The following is an 18,886-nucleotide window of genomic DNA, read 5'->3' as shown; positions in this document are numbered from 1 at the left end:
ACCGGATCCGGTTTGAGGGAACAGGCAGCGGAACCTTCAAGACGAATTGATGCCGCCCAAGGCAGAGGAAAGATCATGCGCGCCCTGCAACTGCTCGATGACCGCAAGCTCGAAATCACCGACATTCCCGAGCCGGAAGCGCCGGGCCCGGGCGAGGTGACGCTCCGGGTCAAGGCGGTCGCGCTTAACCACATCGACGTCTGGGGCTGGCGCGGCATGGCCTTTGCCAAGCGCAAGATGCCACTCGTCATCGGCGCCGAGGCAGCCGGTGTCGTCGACGCCATCGGCCCGGGTGTTTCGAGCGTTTTGCCCGGCCAGCTCGTGTCGATCTATGGCGCGCGCACCTGCGGCCTCTGCCGCCCGTGCCGCGAAGGCCGCGACAACCTCTGCGAACATGTCGGCGGCGTGCACGGCTTCCACCTCGACGGCTTCGCGCAGGAGAAGATCAATCTTCCCGCCCGCCTGCTGGTGCCGGCACCTCCGGGTATCGATGCTGTTGCGGCAGCCCTTGCGCCGGTGACCTTCGGTACGGTCGAGCACATGCTCTTCGACAATGCCAAGCTCGAGCCCGGTGAAACCATTCTCGTCCATGCCGGCGGCTCCGGCATCGGCTCGGCGGCGATCCAGCTTGCCAAGAAGATCGGCTGCACGGTCATCACCACCGTCGGCTCCGACGACAAGATCGAGAAGGCCAAGGCCCTTGGCGCCGATCACGTCATCAACTACCGCACCGACCGCTTCGAAGGCGTCGTGCGCAAGCTCACCAAGAAGAAGGGCGTCGACGTGGTGTTCGAACACGTCGGCAAGGACACCTGGGCCGGCTCCATGCTCTGCATGAAGCGGGGAGGCCGCCTGGTCACCTGCGGCTCGACCTCGGGCGTGTCGACCGACATGAACCTGATGATGCTGTTCCAGCAGCAGCTGAAGCTGCTCGGCTCCTTCGGCTGCCGCATGGAGAACATGGCCAACGCCATGCAGAAGATGGCGCGCGGCTTGGTGCATCCGGTCATCGACACGCAGGTCGGTTTCGACGAGATCGACCGGGCTCTGGAGCGGATGGAATCGCGCCAGATCTTCGGCAAGATCATCCTGAAGATGGATTGATCCACGTGCGCATGCTGATCACACGGCTGGTTCTGGCGGCGGATCATTTCCGGCAGTGGCTGATTGCGCAATTCGTCTTTCTGCTTCTGACGATCCTGAAAATGTTTCCGGCCGACGGCGCGATCCGGTTCATGGATCGCGTCGCGCGCTTCATCGGCCCCAAGACCGGCCGGCACAAGCTGACGCTGACCAATCTGCGCAACGCCTTTCCCGAAAAGAGCGAAGCCGAGATCGAAGCGATCGCCATGGAGAGCTGGGGCAATATGGGCCGCATGGCGGCCGAATATGTCTTCCTCGACCGGCTATTCGACTTCGACCCCGAAGCGACCACGCCCGGCCGTGTCGAAGTTTCGGGTGTTCCGCTGTTCCTCGAATTGCGCGACAATCCGCGCCCCTTCATCGTCTTTACCGCTCACAGCGGCAACTTCGAGATGCTGCCCGTCGCAGGCTCTGCCTTCGGGCTCGAAGTGACGGTGCTCTTCCGCCCGCCGAACAACCCTTACGTCGCCGAAAAGGTGTTCGAGTTTCGCAAGCAGCGCATGGGCAATCTTGTGCCGTCGCATGCGGGCTCGTCCTTTGCGCTCGCGCGCCAGCTTGAACGCGGCAATGGTGTCGGTGTGCTCGTCGACCAGAAGTTCCGCAAAGGGCTGAAGACCAAGTTCTTCGGGCAGGACGTGCAGACCAACCCGCTGCTGGCCAAGCTCGTGCGCCAGTTCAACTGCGAGGTTTACCCCGCCCGCTGCATCCGGCTTCCCGGCAATCGTTTCCGGCTGGAACTGGAACCGGCGATCGACATCCCGCGCAAAGCCGACGGCGCCGTCGACGTCAACGCAACGGCACAGGTGCTCAACGACAAGGTCGAGAGCTGGGTCCGGGAATATCCCGGCCAGTGGTTGTGGTACCATGATCGGTGGCACATCAAGCGCCATCTGAAGGACTGATTCTCCTTGAAGTCGAAGAAGTGTTGCGCTCGTGGGTATGCAACGCTGGATTCCATGTCGTCTTTTTACCTCTGACGCCGGAAAACGTCGCCTTTGCGTTTCTGAAAACGTTTGCAGGCGCCAAGCTATCCTTTCTGATGTTGAACGGCGCGGCAATGAGTGTAAACTCACCGTTGTGTCGCGGGGGACAGACTGCAAGCGCTTTGGGTGATCAAAGTCGCGCAGTTTTCGCGAAAGGTGTGAGGGAGGCGTCAAAACCTGGATCAGCGTCTACACCATTAAAGCCTGTCGTTTAAGTGCATCGGCGCGGCCTCGGCCGTGGGGGAATTGGGGTTTCGAATTGAACGCACTGATTGAGCTGTTCTGGTTCAAATATTCACAGCTGCAGTATGCTGTACGTACGGCAGACGAGCATCTGATTGGACTTCTGGATCGCGAACTCGATCCGATTTTGAAGTCGGTCTATGACGAGAAGGCCGTGAGCGTCGAGGATGCCCGCCTTCAGTTCCAGTTTTTGATCGATATTCTGCGCGTCGAGGCCGACGACATTTCCTGCGTGCTGCGCCATTCGCAGCTGCTGCAATCGCTGATCAATCGCTATTTCGCAGCCACCGGCGCGGTCAACGCCGCCGAGCTGCGCCTGGAGCGCGCGCCTGCTGCGCCAAACAAGGGTCGGGCAGACGAGGGGTTGCTCAACGAAGCGATCCTCGACAGCTTTCCGGACCGCATCGCGGTCATCACGCCGGACTATCGGTATCTCTATACCAATCCGCTCAATGCCAACCATCTCGAAAGCCGTCCGATGGATCTCATCGGCCGGCACATCGTCGAATTCATCGGCATCCAGCGCTTCGAGCTGCGGGTGAAGAACTATCTGGATCGCTGTTTTTCGGGTGAGGTGGTCGACTACACGTTCGCCAAGACCGTTGATGCGCGGACGGTCGTCGTGCGCTGCCGGCTGACACCGTGCATGTCGAGCGGCGGCAAGCTCATCGGCGCCATCCTGGTCATCCAGGAACACGCGGACCGGCGCCGGGCTATTGCCGCCTGAGGACATTCGTCAGGCTGGTTGCGAAAAGGCGGCGGCGTCTGAGGCGCCGCGCGCCGAACGTGGCGCGTGGGCGCTGTGACGCATTGTACGTCTAGAATCATTTCGTCCCCGGATCGCATTCGACCCAGGGAATTAGGCCGCAGGGCTGTGGCGCCTTAGAGCGCGTCGCGATCTTTCTGAATCACTTTGCGCGCTTTACGTTCTTGTTTTCACGCATGTTGTTATCGCAAAACCGCGGAACACTTTTGCGCGAGATGCTTTAGTTTATGTCGGCGCGGGCGACGTCCGAACTGGCCGGAAGCAGCGTGCGAAGACATTCCTGCTCGAAGCCGATGTGCCTGCGTAGATTTGTGAAGAAGCCGCGCAGCATGTAGCCTGCGGTCTCCGCGTTCACGGTCTTATCGGCTGCGCCGAGCTTCACCAGCATCTCCGCCAGTTCCTCGGCAAAGCACTCGTCCTCGCAGTGCTCGTATTTCAGCCGCGCGAGCGTGGCTGATATCGCAGGGTCGTCGCCGCAGTTCTGCTCGACCCAGCGAAACACCGCACTTTCTTCGCCGGAATGCAGCTCGCGGATCAGCGGTTCCAGCATCTTGGCGGCGTAGGCGCATTTCTGTCGGTCGATTTCGGCCGGCAGGCTGTCGGCGATTTCTTCCAGGCTGTTGCAGAGCGCAAGCTGCTCCTGATGCGCGCGCGCCAGCCAGGCCCGCGGTTCGCCCGAAAGGGCAGGGCGTGGCGGCAAACCGGTCCATGGCCTGATCCGGCCGTTGTCATTCGTTCTCTTCATGCTGTTCTGACGCCAACTCCTATGGCGCTCCCTCATTGTTTCCTGAGGGTGATGCAAGTCGGCACCGCCGGCCTTGATCTGAATCAAGGTGGAGGCGCCCCGATTCTGACAGGTTCCGGCAAGCTGCGCTGCCATGCCACCTCTAGGTGTGTGCCCGCGTCTGCATCGGATAAAGTTGGGGACCCAACCATGAAATACACTTTCGAGACGATCCTGCTGGGGGTCGGCGCATTCCTGGCGCTTCTAGGCGCCGGATTTGCGCAGGACCGGCAGTTTGAGGCCCATATGTGGGTGCTGTTCTTCGTGCTGCTCGGTGGCACCATCGTAATGTTGCGGCGCCTCGATTTCAGCCCGGCATCCGCTGGCAAGGCGGCCGCACCGCTGTCGGAATATTCCGACGATGTGGTGAAGTACGGCGTCATCGCCACTGTCTTCTGGGGCGTCGTCGGCTTCCTCGTGGGCGTTGTGGTTGCGCTCCAACTCGCCTTTCCGGACCTCAACATCGAGCCCTGGTTCAACTTCGGCCGCATGCGGCCGCTGCACACCTCGGCCGTGATCTTCGCGTTCGGCGGCAACGCGCTGATCGCGACCTCGTTCTACATCGTCCAGCGCACCAGCCGCGCCCGCCTGTTCGGTGGCAATCTCGCCTGGTTCGTGTTCTGGGGCTATCAGCTTTTCATCGTCATGGCCGCCACCGGCTATCTGCTGGGCATCACCCAGTCGAAGGAGTATGCGGAGCCGGAATGGTACGTCGACCTGTGGCTGACGATTGTCTGGGTTGCCTATCTTGCGGTGTTCCTCGGCACGCTTCTGGTGCGCAAGGAGCCGCATATCTACGTGGCGAACTGGTTCTACCTGGCCTTCATCGTCACCATCGCGATGCTGCATATCGTCAACAACCTGGCGGTTCCGGTATCGTTCCTCGGCTCCAAGAGCTACTCGGCCTTTGCCGGCGTGCAGGACGCGCTGACGCAATGGTGGTACGGGCATAACGCCGTCGGCTTCTTCCTGACGGCCGGCTTCCTCGGCATGATGTATTACTTCATCCCGAAGCAGGCCAATCGCCCCGTCTATTCCTACCGGCTGTCGATCATCCACTTCTGGTCGCTGATCTTCATGTACATCTGGGCCGGCCCGCACCACCTGCACTACACGGCTCTGCCGGACTGGGCACAGACGCTCGGCATGGTCTTCTCCATCATGCTGTGGATGCCTTCGTGGGGTGGCATGATCAACGGCTTGATGACGCTCTCGGGCGCCTGGGACAAGATCCGCACCGACCCGATCATCCGCATGATGGTAATGGCCGTCGCGTTCTACGGCATGGCGACCTTCGAAGGCCCGATGATGTCGATCAAGACGGTGAACTCGCTCAGCCACTACACCGACTGGACGATCGGCCACGTGCACTCGGGTGCGCTTGGCTGGAACGGCCTGATCACCTTCGGCGCGATCTACTATCTCACACCGAAGCTGTGGAACCGCGAACGGCTCTATAGCGTGCGCATGGTCAACTGGCACTTCTGGCTCGCCACGCTCGGCATCGTCGTCTACGCGGCCGTCATGTGGGTAGCCGGCATCCAGCAGGGCCTGATGTGGCGCGAATACGACGACCAGGGTTTCCTCGTCTATTCCTTCGCGGAATCGGTGGCGGCCATGCTGCCCTACTACGTGCTGCGTGCTCTGGGCGGTGCCCTGTTCCTCGCCGGCGCTCTGCTCATGGCCTTCAACGTAACAATGACCATCCTTGGCCGCGTGCGCGACGAAGCTCCGATCTTCGGTGCGACGCCCGCGCTCAAGCCAGCCGAATAGGAGGGCAGTACCCATGTCCATTCTCGACAAACACGCCCTGTTGGAACGCAACGCCACGCTGCTGCTCGTCGGCTCGCTTCTCGTCGTCTCGATCGGCGGCATCGTTGAAATCGCGCCGCTGTTCTATCTCGAAAACACCATCGAGAAGGTTGAAGGCATGCGGCCCTATTCGCCGCTGGAGCTTGCCGGCCGCGACATCTACATTCGCGAAGGCTGCTACGTCTGTCACAGCCAGATGATCCGTCCGTTCCGCGACGAGGTGGAGCGTTACGGTCACTACTCGCTGGCAGCGGAGTCCATGTACGACCATCCGTTCCAGTGGGGATCGAAGCGGACTGGGCCGGATCTGGCCCGTGTCGGCGACCGCTACTCCAACGAATGGCACGTGCAGCACCTCATCGAGCCGCGCTCGGTGGTGCCGGAATCCGTGATGCCGAGCTACGCCTTCCTCAAGGCGACGCCGCTCGATGTGCGCAACGTCGCGGGCCAGTTGAAGGCCAACAGGGCCGTCGGCGTACCCTATTCGGACGAGATGGTCGAGAACGCCGCCGCCGACATCAAGGCGCAGGCCGATCCGAATGCGGACACGTCAGGCATCGAGGCACGCTACCCCAAGGCCAAGCTCGGTGATTTCGACGGTGACCCGCAGAAGCTGACGGAGATGGACGCGCTCGTCGCCTATCTCCAGATGCTCGGCACGCTCGTCGACTTCTCCACCTATGACGACACGACCGGCTATCGCTGAGGAGATACGCACATGGAAACCTATACGGCCATGCGCCAGTTCGCCGATAGCTGGGCGCTTCTTGCCATGACGCTCTTCTTCCTCGGCGTTGTTGCCTTCATATTCCGGCCCGGCGCCAAGAAGGCCGCCGAAGATGCCGCAGCCATCCCCCTGAAGGAGGACTGATAATGGCGGAAAAACATGTCGACGAAATCAGCGGCGTCGAGACCACCGGCCACGAATGGGACGGGATCCGCGAACTCAACAACCCAATGCCGCGCTGGTGGGTCTATACCTTCTACGCCACCATCGTCTGGGCGATCGGCTATATGGTCGTCTATCCGGCGGTGCCGCTTCTGACCGATGCGACCAAGGGCGTCTTCGGTTACTCCAGCCGTGCCGAACTCAGCGTCGAGCTTGCCGATGCCAAGGCGGCGCAGGCCGGCAACCTGGAAAAGATTGCGGCAAGCTCGCTCGATCAGATCATCGCCGACCCGCAACTTCACCAGTTTGCGGTTGCGGCCGGCGCCTCGGCCTTCAAGGTCAATTGCGCCCAGTGCCACGGTTCGGGTGCTGCCGGTTCGGCAGGCTTCCCCAACCTCAACGACGACGACTGGTTGTGGGGTGGCAAGCCTGAGGAGATCTACCAGACGGTGGCGCATGGCATTCGCTATACCGGCGACGACGACACACGCGTCTCCGAAATGCCGTCCTTTACCGAGATCCTGAAGCCCGAGGAAATCAAGCAGACGGCAGCCTATGTCGTCAGCCTGACTGGCACGCCTTCGGATGCGGCAATGGTCGAGCCGGGCAAGGCGCTGTTCGAGGCCAACTGCGCCTCCTGCCACGGAGCGGATGCCAAGGGCAACCGCGAGTTCGGTGCGCCCGATCTTGCCGATGCGCTGTGGCTCAATGGCTCGAGCGAACAGGCAATCATCGCCCAGATGAAGGCACCCAAGCACGGCGTCATGCCCGCCTGGCTGCCGCGCCTCGGCGACACCACGGTCAAGCAGCTTGCGGTGTTCGTGCATTCGCTGGGTGGGGGCGAGTAAGACTCAACGGCGGTCGTTTCGCTGGAGGCGCCCCTCACTGTCCTGCCGGACATCTCTCCCCGCCAGCGGGGAGAGAACTGCTGGAGCGACACTTTCGCCAAACTTAGACGTTGACGAATGGCGCTGCCGTTCAGGTTTGCTCCCTTCTCCCCGCAGGCGGGGAGAAAGTGCCGGCAGGTGGATGAGGGGCGGCGCAGACCGTCAAGCTACAAGAGAAGGCCGCGTCGAACGACGCGGCCTTCGGCCTAAATGCTGTATCGCAGAGCCACCTGTCGCGATGCCGCTCTGACACCCGATGTCGGGACATTTCCTATGCCGAACGTTCCAAGGGAGCGCCGATGGCAACTGTGGGCCATAGGCGGTCGTCAGCATCTCGGTCGATTACAGATCTGCTCAAGCTCCACGACGTTTCCCTCGGGATCGCGTGCATAAGCGATAAGAAATGGCCTATCCGGTGTCCCAAAGTCCGTGATTTCGCCGATCTGCGCCCCGCCAGCTTGGATGATCTCCTCGATCACGACGCTGATATCTTCCATCTGGAACGATAGGTGACCAAAGCCGGGCTCGTTCACCCTTGGCTGGGCCCGGTCATGAGTGAACTTGTGCTCATGTATCTCCAGGAAAGGACTTTCGATTCCGGGGAATGTGAGCCAGATCGTATATATCTCAGAGTTCGAAATCCCATTGCCTCGGGACACTTTTTCCCCGGACAATATCTTGGGTGCACGAAGGGATTCGCATTTCATGACATTCGTGTAGAACGCTGCGAGCGCTTTCGCATTTCGGGCTACCAGGTTGATGTGAGCAAGCTTCATGATCGTTGATATCCCTGGCTATAAGGCAGCCAATTTCCATAGGTCGAAACACCGAAAGACGTCTCCTTCGGGCCAACAGGGGCATCGATCAAGAATGCGGGAACCGCGAAACCTGAGTGATTCCACATTTATGTTGGTGGCCACGTCGAAGGACGCGGCCTATCTCATTCCAGCGCTGCAGCGATGGTGGCGCCGACCACAACGCTCGAAAGGGCGGCACCCAAAAGCAGCGGCGCGTTGACCGGCCGGCGCACGACGGTGCCGAAGTTGAACAGGTTCATCGGCAGCAGGTGAAAGCCGCCGCCCTCGGGCTTGCTGCGCGGCGCTTCCATGAAACATTCGTCATCGAACCAGATCCAGTCGTCGCGCCAGGTCCAGCAGCCGTTGTCGCGATAGACGGCAGCGACCTCCTCGGCAAAGGCCTTGTCGGCCGGCAGCCTGATGTAGTTGACCGGCTTTCGGCTGAAATACTGCATGGCGAGCGGCATCGAACGCTCGGTGCAATAGTTCGACATCCATAGCTTGAAACCGATCTCGTCGCGCAGGCGGTCCAGCACGCGAAAAACCTGCACATGATCCTCGTGGCCATATTCGCCCCAGGGATTGTGGGTGAAGACGTTCATCTCGGGCTTTAGCAGCGGCAGCAGCGTACGGTAGAGCGTTTCGTAGTTGTCGCGATAGGCCTGGGCAATCGGTCGCGTCGAATGTCGGAAGCTGCCGGGCATGAACTGTGACAGCGACTTTTTCACCACCCGCTTTGCCTCGCGCCGGGTCCCCTCGGTGCCGAACTCCATACCATAGGGGCCGGGCTTCGGGCTCGCCCAGTCGGCGCAATCGAAGGAGCCGGTCTCTTCCATCTCGAGGAAGCGGACATTGCCGCGCGGGTAGGCCTTGATGGCGGCAACGCGCGCGTTGCCCATGTGCGGCTCCGACCAGATGTCGCGATAGAGAATGATGACTTCGTCGACCTTTTTCAGGATCGAGGTGAACCAAAGGAGTTCGTCGTCGGGATGGGCGCCGATGATGACGGAATTGCGCAGAAAATCGTGTTCGCAAGACATTGCCCAGCACCTTTTGCCGCGATCTTTCTTCGGCGCAATCTTGAGGTGCAAAGATTAAACCGGCGTAAAATCTCAAGACGTAAGCGCCGGCTGTCCACAGGGGCGAAGCCGGCGCGTGGGGCGATTACTGCGCCGACCAGACCGCAAGTTCGTAACCGTCGGGATCGGCGAAGTGGAAGCGACGCCCGCCGGGGAAGGCGTAGATCGGCTGCAGGATCTTGCCTCCGGCCGTCTCGACCTTTTTCAGGGCTTCCTCCAGGTTGTCCGCGTAGATGATGATCAGCGGTCCGCCTGATCTGACCGGGCCTGTCGTGGTAAAGCCGCCGGTGAGCCGCCCATCCTGGAACTCGCAATATTGCGGCCCGTAGTCGGTGAAGGTCCAGCCGAAGGCGCCGCCATAAAACGCCTTACTGGCGGCGATGTCGGAGACGTTGAATTCGACATAGTCGATGCGGCGGTCGTTGCCCTTGTTACCCATGATGTGTCCTGCCGTTTTCAGATTCCAGAATTGACTTCAGCGCGGCCAGATCCTTTGCCACCCATTCCCCGTCGCCGGCGAATTGTTCATCGCTCATATCGGCTTGCCGCAGAAGCGTGAACATCACCTCGGCGCCATCGCCGTTTGGCACGACGCGCAGGGCGTTCTGCACCTTCAGGCCGTTCTCGAGCGTCACCAGATGGTCGACGACGCCGAAGGCGTTGTCTGGCGCAAAGCGCACGCGCGCGTTGCCGAGGGGACCGGGGGCGATCCATTCGTCACCGTCGCGCGTCAGGCCGGACGACAAGCCTGATGCCCAGAGCGGCATGTTTTCCGGCGTGGCCATGAAGGCGTAGACGTCGTGCCAGTCGCGCTCGATGGAGATGTGGATGATGGTCGCTGCCAGTGTCGTCATGCGTTCGCTCACCTTGCCTTTGCTGCTGCAATCAAGGGGATAGCATCGCACGGCTTTGCCGTCTTGAACGAAACGGCCAATCAGTTCGCGAGTTGACGCCGGATTTCTCGTGGCGACAGCGAGGTCAGCTCCCGGGTCTCCCGGGTCAGGTGTGCCTGGTCGGCATAGCCGGCGTCAAGGGCAAGCGTGGTCAGGCTTGGCTGCGCATCGCTTCGGCAGGCGGCGAGAAAACGCTGCAGGCGGAGGATACGGTCGAGCGTCTTGGCGCCATAGCCGAAGTGTTCGTGGCAGCGGCGGCGCAGCGTGCGCGCGCTGCTTCCTGTTGCTTGCGCCAGAGACCTGATCGGGTTGTCCGACGACGTGGGGCGCACCTGTCGGAGTTGCGCGAGGCAAGCGCCGATGTCGGCAGGCGGCGCGGCGATCATCGGCAGTCTTTGTTCTGCCGCTTGTGCAAGGATAGCGGCCCGCGCAGCCACGCTGCCGGCCTCGGCCATCCGCGCAAAGAGCTCGCCTGCCGCAGCACCCCAGAAGGCTTCCAGTGGCACGACCGAGCCGGTCAGCTCGCAGAGCGACGTGCGTAGCCAGGAGGCTGCCATGCCGGTGCGAAAGCGCAAGCCCACCACGGTCTCGCCGGGCCCGATGGCCGGAAAGGCGGCAACCCGGTCTGGCCCAACGACGGCAATGCCCACGCTCGACCAGATGATATCGACGCAACCGTCGGGAACGACAGCCATGGGTAAGCGCGGCCCTGCTGGTATGGCATGGCTCCAGAGGCATTCGACGTGGGCGGCGAGCGAGGCAGGCGCCGAGCGCTCGCGGTAGATGCCGCAGCGCTTGGCAAGCGTTATGGGTTGAAGCGTACCGTGCATGCCATGCTCCCCGTCCGCCGCGCTTTCAGCTTATTGCCGCCTCAGTCGCGCGACCAAATCTCGCCGTCGATCTGCCCCTGCAGTTCCGGGTAGTCGGCGGCGTGGAACACCGGTTCGACACCCTGTCTGCGCTGGGCGAAATAGTCTTTCGTCAGCTTGGCAATGGTACCGGACAGAAGCAGGATGGCAATGAGGTTGATCGTTGCCATCAAGCCCATGGAGGCATCGGCAGCGTCAAAGACGGTGGCGATGCTCTCATAGGCGCCCCAGACGACCATGGCGAGAACCGCGCAGCGCATGAGGGTGACGCCGAGCCGGTTGGCGCCGCCTAGATAGGTCAGCGCGTTCTCGGCGTAGGAATAGTTGCCGATGATCGAGGTGAAGGCGAAGAAGAAGATCGCGATGGCGATGAAGTAGCTGCCGGCCCAGCCGATATGGGCCTTCATCGCTGCCTGGGTCAGCTGCGTGCCGGTGATCCCTGAGCCGGGCTCCAGTGTGCCCGAGAGCAGGATCATCACAGATGTCGCGGTGCAGATCAGGATCGTGTCGATAAAGACGCCGAGCGACTGCACGAAGCCTTGCGAGGCCGGGTGATGCGGAACCGGCGTGGCGACGGCTGCGATGTTGGGAGCCGAGCCCATGCCGGCTTCGTTGGAGAAGAGGCCGCGCTTGACGCCGTTCATCATGGCGGCGGTCACGCCGCCGGCGACGCCGCCCGCCGCTTCCTGTAGGCCGAATGCGCTGGAAATGATGGTCCAAAGCACGTTCGGGACCAGCGAGGCGTTGGCGATGAGGACGTAGATCGCCATCAGCAGATAGGCACCGGCCATGAACGGTACGACGATTTCGGCAACGCGGGCGATCTGGCGGATGCCGCCGAAGATGACGATGCCCGAGAGAGCGGCAACGGCGATCCCGACCACGATCTTCGGAACGCCGAAAGCGCCTTGGACAGCGTCGGCGATCGAATTGGCCTGGACAGCGTTCAAGACGAGACCGAATGACAGAATGAGGCAGACGGAGAAAATCGTCGCCGCCCAGGGCGCGTTGAGGCCGCGGGCGATATAGAAGGCAGGACCACCGCGATACTGGCCGTTGTCGTTCTTGACCTTGTAGAGCTGGGCAAGGGCGCTTTCCGCATAGGCGGTCGCCATGCCGACAAGCGCGACCATCCACATCCAGAAGGTGGCGCCTGGGCCGCCGAGATAAAGGGCGACTGCAACGCCGGCGAGATTGCCGGTGCCGACCCGTGAGGCGAGGCTGACGGTCAGCGCCTGGAACGGGCTGATGCCGGCCGCATCCTTCGAGCCGCCCGAGCTTAATACGCGGAACATCTCGCCGAAATGCACGATCTGGGGAAAGCCGAGCCGGATGGTGAAGAAGATGCCGACGGCGAGAAGGCCATAGATCAGCACATAGCCCCAAAAGATCGTGTTCAGAAAGCCGATGATCGTGTCCATGCGGTCCTCGTTGGTTTGGCGGGATGTCGTGGTGTGGCGAGTGCCAACAGGTCGTGCGGCATTAGGGCCGGACGTTTCGACGCATGCGGTCGCTTTAGCCCGCAAACTTGACACAGATCAACGTTTCGGGCGGGCAAATCAGGCAAAACAGCGTTCAATACGCGATATATTCGGGGATTTCCCACACATGCAGCCTCAATCCGCCACAAACGCCCCCATCGTCGAACGCCACGAGGCCGAGGCGGTCAACGCGGCGCATGTGCGCAAGCCACTCTACGAAAAGCGCAAGAAAATCTTCCCGAAGCGCGCCGAGGGACGATTCCGCCAGTTCAAATGGCTGGTGATGCTGGTGACACTCGGCATCTATTATCTGACGCCCTGGATTCGCTGGGACCGCGGCGAACATGCGCCCGACCAGGCGGTGCTCGTCGATATCGCCGCCCGCCGGTTCTACTTCTTCTTCATCGAGATCTGGCCGCAGGAGTTTTTCTTCGTTGCAGGCCTTCTCGTCATGGCCGGCTTCGGCCTCTTCCTGGTGACGTCGGCCGTCGGGCGCGCCTGGTGTGGCTACACCTGTCCGCAGACCGTCTGGGTCGATCTGTTTCTGGTGGTCGAGCGCTACATCGAAGGCGACCGCAACGCCCGCATGAAGCTCGACGCCGGGCCGTGGACAATGGCCAAGATCGTCAAGCGGGTGACGAAACATTCGATCTGGATCCTGATCGGCATTGCCACCGGCGGCGCCTGGATTTTCTATTTTGCCGATGCGCCGGCCTTGCTGAAGAGCTTCATTTCGCTCGAAGCGCCTGCTGTCGCCTATATGACCGTGGCGATCCTGACCGCCACGACCTATGTTTTCGGCGGGCTGATGCGCGAGCAGGTCTGCACCTACATGTGCCCGTGGCCGCGCATCCAGGCGGCGATGCTCGACGAGAACTCGCTGGTCGTCACCTATAACGACTGGCGTGGGGAACCGCGCTCGCGCCACCAGAAGAAGGCCGCTGCGGCCGGCGAGAGCGTCGGCGATTGCGTCGACTGCAATGCCTGCGTCGTCGTCTGTCCGATGGGCATCGACATCCGCGACGGCCAGCAGCTCGAATGCATCACCTGCGCGCTTTGCATCGACGCCTGCGACAACGTCATGGACAAGCTCGGCCGCGAGCGCGGGCTGATCGCCTATGCGACGCTGAGCGACTACGCCTCCAACATGGCGCTTGCCACCAATGGCGGCACGACGGCAATCGAGCCTGCCCGGGTGCGCGATGCCGACGGCACGTTCGTCGACAAGGTCAAGCATTTCAACTGGAAGATCGTCTTCCGGCCACGCGTGCTGGTCTATCTCGGTGTGTGGACGCTTGTCGGCATCGGCCTGCTCTATGCGCTGCTTGCGCGTGACCGGCTCGAACTCAACGTCCTGCACGATCGCAACCCGCAATTCGTGGTCGAATCGGATGGCTCGGTGCGCAACGGCTACATGGTCAAGCTCTTGAACATGATCCCCGAACAGCGCACGATCACGCTCACCATCGACGGCATGCCGTCGGCGATGATGCGCATTGCGGGCCATGCGCCGGGCGACGGCCGCAGTTTTGCCGTCGGCGTCGATCCGGACAAGGTGACGGCGCTGAAGGTGTTCGTGACCGTGCCGAAAGACAAACTCGGCGAAGCGGAAGACGGCTTCAGCCTGATTGTGGAGGATCCGTCGAGCCATGAACGCGATGTCTACAAGGCCAACTTCAACACACCGGGAGCCGCGAAATGACCGCTGATCAAGGCAGGCAACCCCGCGTCTTCACCGGCTGGCACATGCTCGGCGTGATGGTGCTGTTCTTCGGCACCATCATCACCGTCAACCTGATCATGGCGTGGAACGCCAGCCATAGCTGGAGCGGGCTGGTGGTGCAGAACACCTATGTCGCCAGTCAGCAGTTCAACGGCAAGGTCAAGGAGGCGCGCGCCTTTGCGGAAAGCGGCCTGGACGGCAAGCTGAGCCTTGAGCCGGGCGCCGTTCGCTACACGCTGACGCGTCAAGGCAAGGCCGAAACCTCGGCCGACAAGGTCGTTGCCGTGTTCAAGCGCCCGGTCGAGGAGCACGAGGACGTGCAAGTCGAAATGGCGCATCAGGGCGAGGGCGTCTTTGTCGCCGCTACCGACCTGAAACGTGGCCAATGGATTGCCGATATCACCGCGACCTCGGGTGACAAGGTCGTCTACCGCCAGGCCATTCGCTTCATCGCCCCGGGAGAGCGTCCATGAGTTGCTGCGCTGCCGGCGCCGAAACCGCGCTGGAGATCGACAGATCAGGGCAAGCCTTGCCCAGCTCCGAGGAGCTGTGGCTGACCAGCCGGGCCCTGGGCGGCGGTCTGCGCCAGACCGATCTCAGCGTGCCCGGCATTCATTGCGGCGCCTGCATCTCCACCATCGAAAGTGCCCTGAAAGCCCGGCCGGAGGTGGAGCGCGCCCGCGTCAACCTTTCCTCGCGCCGGGTGTCGATCGTCTGGAAGGAAGACCTATCCGGCGAGCGCACCGATCCGCGCGAACTGGCGCGCGCAATCCGCGAGCGCGGCTACGAGACGCATCTGTTTGCGCCCGGCGAGGAAGAGGGCGACACGCATCTGAAACAGCTGGTGCGGGCCGTGGCCGTCGCCGGCTTCGCGTCCACCAACATCATGCTGCTTTCGGTCTCGGTCTGGTCCGGTGCCGAGGCGGCAACGCGCGATCTCTTTCACTGGATTTCGGCACTCATCGCCGCGCCGACGCTGATCTATGCCGGCCGGTTCTTCTATGCGTCCGCCTGGAATGCGCTCAAGCATGGGCGCACCAACATGGACGTGCCGATCGCGCTGGCGATCACGCTGTCGTTCGGCATCTCGCTCTATGAAACGATCACCCACGGCACCCACGCCTGGTTCGACGGCACGGTGATGCTTCTGTTCTTCCTGCTCATTGGCCGCACGCTCGACCACATGATGCGCGGCCGTGCCCGTTCGGCAATCAGCAGCCTCGCGCGCCTCTCGCCCCGCGGAGCCATGGTGATCGATGCGGATGGTGGCCGCGAATACCGGCCCGTCGATGAGATCAAGCCGGGCGAAAAGCTGGCGATTGCGGCCGGCGAGCGCATTCCGGTCGATGGGCGCATCCTCACTGGCTCCAGCGACCTCGACCGGTCGATCGTCAACGGTGAAAGCGCGCCGGCGCCGGTGCATACAGGCGACACGGTGGAGGCCGGCACGCTCAACCTGACGGGTCCGCTGACGGTCGAGGCGACGGCGGCTGCGCGCGACTCGCTGCTCGCCGAAATTATGGGGCTGATGGAAGCCGCCGAAGGGGGCAGGGCACGCTATCGCCGCATCGCCGATCGTGCGGCTCAATACTACTCGCCCGCGGTGCATCTGCTGGCCTTTCTGAGCTTCACCGGCTGGATGTTGATCGATGGTGATTTCCATCATGCCATGCTGGTGGCCGTCGCCGTCCTGATCATCACTTGCCCCTGCGCGCTCGGGCTGGCGGTGCCGGTCGTGCAGGTGATTGCCGCAGGCCGCCTCTTCCAGAACGGCGTCATGGTCAAGGATGGCTCCGCCATGGAGCGCCTGGCCGAGATCGATACGGTTCTGTTCGACAAGACAGGCACGCTGACGGCGGGTGAACCGCGCTTGACCAATGGTGCCGACATCAAGCCGACGGTGCTGGCGACCGCTGCCGGCCTTGCCGTGCATTCGCGCCACCCTCTGGCGATGGCCATCCACGATGCGGCGCCGATCGCGCCGGTTCTTTCCGGCGATATCCGGGAGATCCCGGGTGCCGGCATCGAAGCTGTGACCGCAGACGGCATCTATCGTCTCGGCAGTCGCGCTTTTGCCTGCGGCGACGCCGGCGAGGCGAGCGGCCAGTCTGAGGTGATCCTGTCGCTCGATGGACGCGAGCTTGCCTGCTTCCGCTTCGAAGACCGGCTGCGGCCGCTGGCGCGCGAAAGCGTCGACAAGCTGACCCGCATGGGGTTTGGAACCGGCATTCTCTCCGGTGACCGCGAACCCGTCGTAGCAGCGCTTGCCCGCAGGCTCGGCATCGAGCGCTGGCGCTCCGAACTGTCGCCGCGCGGCAAGGTCGACGAATGCGCGGCTGCGGCCGAGGGCGGCCACCGCGTGCTCATGGTCGGCGACGGCATCAATGACGCGCCGGCGCTGCGCGCCGCCCACGTGTCGATGGCGCCGGCAACGGCAGCCGATGTCGGTCGGCAGGCTGCCGATTTCGTGTTCCTGCACCAGGGTCTCGACGCCGTGCCGATGGCGATCGACACGTCGTGCCGCGCCGGTAGGCTGATCCGGCAGAACTTCGCGCTCGCGATCGGCTACAACATCATCGCCGTGCCTATCGCCATCATGGGCTACGCCACGCCGCTGATTGCCGCCGTCGCGATGTCGACCTCGTCGGTGATCGTCGTTGCCAATGCGTTGCGGCTGCGGGCGGGTAAGGCCAAGAGTGCTGCAACGACCGAACGACAGGCGCCCACAGCAATGGACGCGATGGGAGCCGCCTCATGAACACGCTGATCTATCTCATTCCGATTGCGTTGTTCCTGGGCGGTCTCGGTCTCGTCGCCTTCCTCTGGGCGCTGAAGAGCGGCCAGTACGAAGACCTCGAAGGTGCCTCCTGGCGGGTGCTCGACGATGGCGACGGCAAGCCCGAAAAGGAGTGATTTTCTCAAGAATCGCTTGTCGTTAATCGATTTGAATGCCAAAACAGCCTCCGCCGTCGCATCTTGCGTCCGCCCCTTTCCCGAGGGGCAATGCGAGCGCGCGAAGTTCAATTCGAGGGGCCGGCTCCCACGCGCTTATCCAGATCGCGTCCGGCTCTCCTGTCCAATGGAGGCAATCACGTGTCACAGGCGGAAATCGGCCTTATCGGTCTCGGCGTCATGGGCTCGAACCTGGCGCTCAACATCGCTGAAAAAGGCAACAAGATCGCGGTCTTCAACCGCACCGTCGAGGCGACGCACAAATTCTACGCGGAAGCCGGCGAACTCCAGGGCCAGATCGTGCCCTGCGATACCATCGAAGAGTTCGTTGCCGCCATCCGCCCGCCGCGCCCGATCATCATCATGATCAAGGCCGGCGAGCCGGTCGACCAGCAGATGAAGATCCTCGAGCCGTACCTTGCCAAGGGCGACATCATGATCGATGCCGGCAATGCCAACTTCCGCGACACGATGCGCCGCTTCGATGCGCTGAAGGACAGCGGTCTTACCTTCATCGGCATGGGCGTTTCCGGCGGTGAAGAGGGTGCGCGCCACGGTCCGTCGATCATGGTTGGCGGCACGGAAGACTCCTACAAGCGCGTCGAGACTGTGCTGACCTCGATCGCCGCCAAGTACGACAACGACCCGTGCGTTGCCTGGCTCGGCGAAAACGGCGCCGGCCACTTCGTCAAGACCATCCACAACGGTATCGAATATGCCGACATGCAGATGATCGCCGAAATCTACGGCATCCTGCGCGACGGCCTGAAGATGACGGCCGGCGAAATCGGCGAGGTCTTCGGCGCCTGGAACAAGGGCCGCCTGAATTCCTACCTGATCGAGATCACCGAGAAGGTGCTGAAGGCGGCGGATCCGCTGACCGGCAAGCCGATCGTCGACCTGATCCTCGATAAGGCCGGCCAGAAGGGCACCGGCAAGTGGTCGGTGATCGAAGCGCAGAACATGGGCGTACCGGCGACCGCGATCGAAGCGGCCGTTGCCGCGCGCAGCATCTCATCCGCCAAGGACGAGCGCGAAGCCGCCGAAAAGATCCTCGGCCTGCCTGATGTCGGCGAGTTCAAGGTTGCCGACAAGGCTGCCTTCATCAAGGACCTGGAAAACGCCCTGCTGGCCGCCAAGATCGGCGCATATGCGCAAGGCTTTGCCGTCATGTCCGCCGCCTCGAAAGAGTTCAATTGGTCGCTGCCGATGCCGACGATCGCCAAGATCTGGCGCGCAGGCTGCATCATCCGTTCGCAGTTCCTGGATGAAATCACCACTGCCTTCACCAAGGCGCCGGATGCCGCCAACCTGATCGTCACCCCGGCGTTTGCCGCGATGGTCAAGGAAACCGACGGAGCGCTTCGCCGCGTCGTTTCGGCGGCAGCGCTTGGCGGCCTGCCGGCACCGGCGCTCGCTTCGGCTCTCGGCTACTTCGACAGCTACCGCCGCGGCCGCGGCACGGCCAACGTCATCCAGGCCCAGCGCGACTTCTTCGGCGCCCATGGCTTTGACCGCGTCGATGGCGCAGACGCCCATCACGGTCCGTGGGGCAGCGGTCTCAACGCCTGATCGGGCGAAGACC

At 62.5% G+C, this 18,886-nt stretch carries 19 protein-coding genes; 12 read left to right on the top strand and 7 right to left on the bottom strand.

From position 1 onward, the window contains the following. Positions 1-75: 75 nt before the first annotated feature. From HT585_RS08280 to HT585_RS08270, 3 genes are all read left to right on the top strand, one after another. Positions 76-1,104, top strand: a complete 1,029-nt coding sequence (locus tag HT585_RS08280; protein ID WP_077503817.1) for a zinc-binding dehydrogenase — start codon at positions 76-78, stop codon at positions 1,102-1,104. A gap of 11 nt (positions 1,105-1,115) precedes the next feature. Further along, entirely contained in the window at positions 1,116-2,045 is a 930-nt protein-coding gene (locus HT585_RS08275) for a lipid A biosynthesis lauroyl acyltransferase (RefSeq protein ID WP_176353234.1), read from the top strand. Positions 2,046-2,385: 340 nt separating this feature from the next. Further along, complete coding sequence (locus tag HT585_RS08270; protein WP_176352467.1) at positions 2,386-3,096, top strand: PAS domain-containing protein; 711 nt, start codon at positions 2,386-2,388, stop codon at positions 3,094-3,096. Positions 3,097-3,355: 259 nt separating this feature from the next. On the opposite strand, the gene HT585_RS08265 is transcribed toward HT585_RS08270, so the two are convergent. Next, positions 3,356-3,880 carry a hemerythrin domain-containing protein gene (locus HT585_RS08265; RefSeq protein WP_176352466.1) on the bottom strand — a complete coding sequence of 175 codons (525 nt, stop codon included), beginning with the start codon at positions 3,878-3,880 and terminating at the stop codon, positions 3,356-3,358. 189 nt (positions 3,881-4,069) lie between these two features. Between HT585_RS08265 and ccoN the strand changes: the two genes are divergently transcribed. From ccoN to ccoP, 4 genes are read left to right on the top strand one after another with little or no spacing between them, the layout of a single operon-like run. After that, positions 4,070-5,692, top strand: a complete 1,623-nt coding sequence (ccoN, locus tag HT585_RS08260; protein WP_176352465.1) for a cytochrome-c oxidase, cbb3-type subunit I — start codon at positions 4,070-4,072, stop codon at positions 5,690-5,692. A gap of 13 nt (positions 5,693-5,705) precedes the next feature. After that, positions 5,706-6,437, top strand: coding sequence for a cytochrome-c oxidase, cbb3-type subunit II (gene ccoO, locus HT585_RS08255; RefSeq protein WP_176352464.1), 732 nt, complete (start codon positions 5,706-5,708; stop codon positions 6,435-6,437). Positions 6,438-6,449: 12 nt separating this feature from the next. Next, positions 6,450-6,602 (top strand): cbb3-type cytochrome c oxidase subunit 3, encoded by a 153-nt coding sequence (locus HT585_RS08250; protein WP_176352463.1) that lies wholly within the window; start codon positions 6,450-6,452, stop codon positions 6,600-6,602. Positions 6,603-6,604: 2 nt separating this feature from the next. Next, on the top strand, positions 6,605-7,468 hold the full coding sequence (gene ccoP, locus HT585_RS08245; RefSeq protein WP_176352462.1) for a cytochrome-c oxidase, cbb3-type subunit III: 864 nt from the start codon (positions 6,605-6,607) through the stop codon (positions 7,466-7,468). Positions 7,469-7,833: 365 nt separating this feature from the next. Here ccoP and HT585_RS08240 read toward each other — a convergent pair whose 3' ends face one another. From HT585_RS08240 to HT585_RS08215, 6 genes are all read right to left on the bottom strand, one after another. Next, positions 7,834-8,283, bottom strand: a complete 450-nt coding sequence (locus tag HT585_RS08240; protein WP_176352461.1) for a VOC family protein — start codon at positions 8,281-8,283, stop codon at positions 7,834-7,836. 164 nt (positions 8,284-8,447) lie between these two features. Beyond that, a complete protein-coding gene (locus tag HT585_RS08235) occupies positions 8,448-9,344 on the bottom strand; it encodes a hypothetical protein (RefSeq protein ID WP_176352460.1) in 897 nt (298 codons plus the stop codon). 124 nt (positions 9,345-9,468) lie between these two features. Continuing rightward, a complete protein-coding gene (locus HT585_RS08230) occupies positions 9,469-9,822 on the bottom strand; it encodes a VOC family protein (RefSeq protein ID WP_176352459.1) in 354 nt (117 codons plus the stop codon). Further along, positions 9,815-10,237 (bottom strand): SRPBCC family protein, encoded by a 423-nt coding sequence (locus HT585_RS08225; protein ID WP_176352458.1) that lies wholly within the window; start codon positions 10,235-10,237, stop codon positions 9,815-9,817. The genes HT585_RS08230 and HT585_RS08225 overlap by 8 nt, the downstream gene beginning before the upstream one ends. Positions 10,238-10,317: 80 nt before the next feature. Then, on the bottom strand, positions 10,318-11,106 hold the full coding sequence (locus tag HT585_RS08220; RefSeq protein WP_176352457.1) for a helix-turn-helix domain-containing protein: 789 nt from the start codon (positions 11,104-11,106) through the stop codon (positions 10,318-10,320). A gap of 41 nt (positions 11,107-11,147) precedes the next feature. Next, positions 11,148-12,566: an alanine/glycine:cation symporter family protein gene (locus tag HT585_RS08215; protein WP_176352456.1), complete on the bottom strand. Its 1,419-nt coding sequence runs from the start codon at positions 12,564-12,566 to the stop codon at positions 11,148-11,150. Between the two features lie 187 nt (positions 12,567-12,753). Between HT585_RS08215 and ccoG the strand changes: the two genes are divergently transcribed. The 5 genes from ccoG to gndA all read left to right on the top strand — a co-directional run bounded on the left by ccoG (position 12,754) and on the right by gndA (position 18,873). Further along, positions 12,754-14,328: a cytochrome c oxidase accessory protein CcoG gene (gene ccoG, locus HT585_RS08210; protein ID WP_176352455.1), complete on the top strand. Its 1,575-nt coding sequence runs from the start codon at positions 12,754-12,756 to the stop codon at positions 14,326-14,328. Then, a complete protein-coding gene (locus tag HT585_RS08205) occupies positions 14,325-14,822 on the top strand; it encodes a FixH family protein (RefSeq protein ID WP_176352454.1) in 498 nt (165 codons plus the stop codon). The genes ccoG and HT585_RS08205 overlap by 4 nt, the downstream gene beginning before the upstream one ends. Continuing rightward, positions 14,819-17,107, top strand: coding sequence for a cation-translocating P-type ATPase (locus HT585_RS08200; RefSeq protein ID WP_176352453.1), 2,289 nt, complete (start codon positions 14,819-14,821; stop codon positions 17,105-17,107). The genes HT585_RS08205 and HT585_RS08200 overlap by 4 nt, the downstream gene beginning before the upstream one ends. Further along, positions 17,104-17,262, top strand: a complete 159-nt coding sequence (gene ccoS, locus HT585_RS08195; RefSeq protein ID WP_077503804.1) for a cbb3-type cytochrome oxidase assembly protein CcoS — start codon at positions 17,104-17,106, stop codon at positions 17,260-17,262. The genes HT585_RS08200 and ccoS overlap by 4 nt, the downstream gene beginning before the upstream one ends. 180 nt (positions 17,263-17,442) lie before the next feature. Further along, positions 17,443-18,873 (top strand): NADP-dependent phosphogluconate dehydrogenase, encoded by a 1,431-nt coding sequence (gndA, locus tag HT585_RS08190; protein WP_176352452.1) that lies wholly within the window; start codon positions 17,443-17,445, stop codon positions 18,871-18,873. Positions 18,874-18,886: the final 13 nt, after the last annotated feature.

The sequence above is a fragment of the Ensifer oleiphilus genome, from assembly GCF_013371465.1.
GTDB classification, from domain to species: domain Bacteria; phylum Pseudomonadota; class Alphaproteobacteria; order Rhizobiales; family Rhizobiaceae; genus Ensifer; species Ensifer oleiphilus.
The sequence above is the reverse complement of the archived record's forward strand: the minus strand, read 5'-3'. Positions and strand labels throughout refer to the sequence as shown.

Coding starts and splice junctions, on each gene's coding strand:
- HT585_RS08250 (WP_176352463.1), top strand. CDS start 6,450: ATGGAAACCTATACGGCCATGCGCCAGTTCGCCGATAGCTGGGCGCTT.
- HT585_RS08215 (WP_176352456.1), bottom strand. CDS start 12,566: ATGGACACGATCATCGGCTTTCTGAACACGATCTTTTGGGGCTATGTG.
- ccoP (WP_176352462.1), top strand. CDS start 6,605: ATGGCGGAAAAACATGTCGACGAAATCAGCGGCGTCGAGACCACCGGC.
- ccoG (WP_176352455.1), top strand. CDS start 12,754: ATGCAGCCTCAATCCGCCACAAACGCCCCCATCGTCGAACGCCACGAG.
- HT585_RS08230 (WP_176352459.1), bottom strand. CDS start 9,822: ATGGGTAACAAGGGCAACGACCGCCGCATCGACTATGTCGAATTCAAC.
- ccoN (WP_176352465.1), top strand. CDS start 4,070: ATGAAATACACTTTCGAGACGATCCTGCTGGGGGTCGGCGCATTCCTG.
- HT585_RS08235 (WP_176352460.1), bottom strand. CDS start 9,344: ATGTCTTGCGAACACGATTTTCTGCGCAATTCCGTCATCATCGGCGCC.
- HT585_RS08265 (WP_176352466.1), bottom strand. CDS start 3,880: ATGAAGAGAACGAATGACAACGGCCGGATCAGGCCATGGACCGGTTTG.
- HT585_RS08205 (WP_176352454.1), top strand. CDS start 14,325: ATGACCGCTGATCAAGGCAGGCAACCCCGCGTCTTCACCGGCTGGCAC.
- ccoS (WP_077503804.1), top strand. CDS start 17,104: ATGAACACGCTGATCTATCTCATTCCGATTGCGTTGTTCCTGGGCGGT.
- HT585_RS08240 (WP_176352461.1), bottom strand. CDS start 8,283: ATGAAGCTTGCTCACATCAACCTGGTAGCCCGAAATGCGAAAGCGCTC.
- HT585_RS08220 (WP_176352457.1), bottom strand. CDS start 11,106: ATGCACGGTACGCTTCAACCCATAACGCTTGCCAAGCGCTGCGGCATC.
- HT585_RS08225 (WP_176352458.1), bottom strand. CDS start 10,237: ATGACGACACTGGCAGCGACCATCATCCACATCTCCATCGAGCGCGAC.
- HT585_RS08275 (WP_176353234.1), top strand. CDS start 1,116: ATGCTGATCACACGGCTGGTTCTGGCGGCGGATCATTTCCGGCAGTGG.
- HT585_RS08280 (WP_077503817.1), top strand. CDS start 76: ATGCGCGCCCTGCAACTGCTCGATGACCGCAAGCTCGAAATCACCGAC.
- ccoO (WP_176352464.1), top strand. CDS start 5,706: ATGTCCATTCTCGACAAACACGCCCTGTTGGAACGCAACGCCACGCTG.
- HT585_RS08200 (WP_176352453.1), top strand. CDS start 14,819: ATGAGTTGCTGCGCTGCCGGCGCCGAAACCGCGCTGGAGATCGACAGA.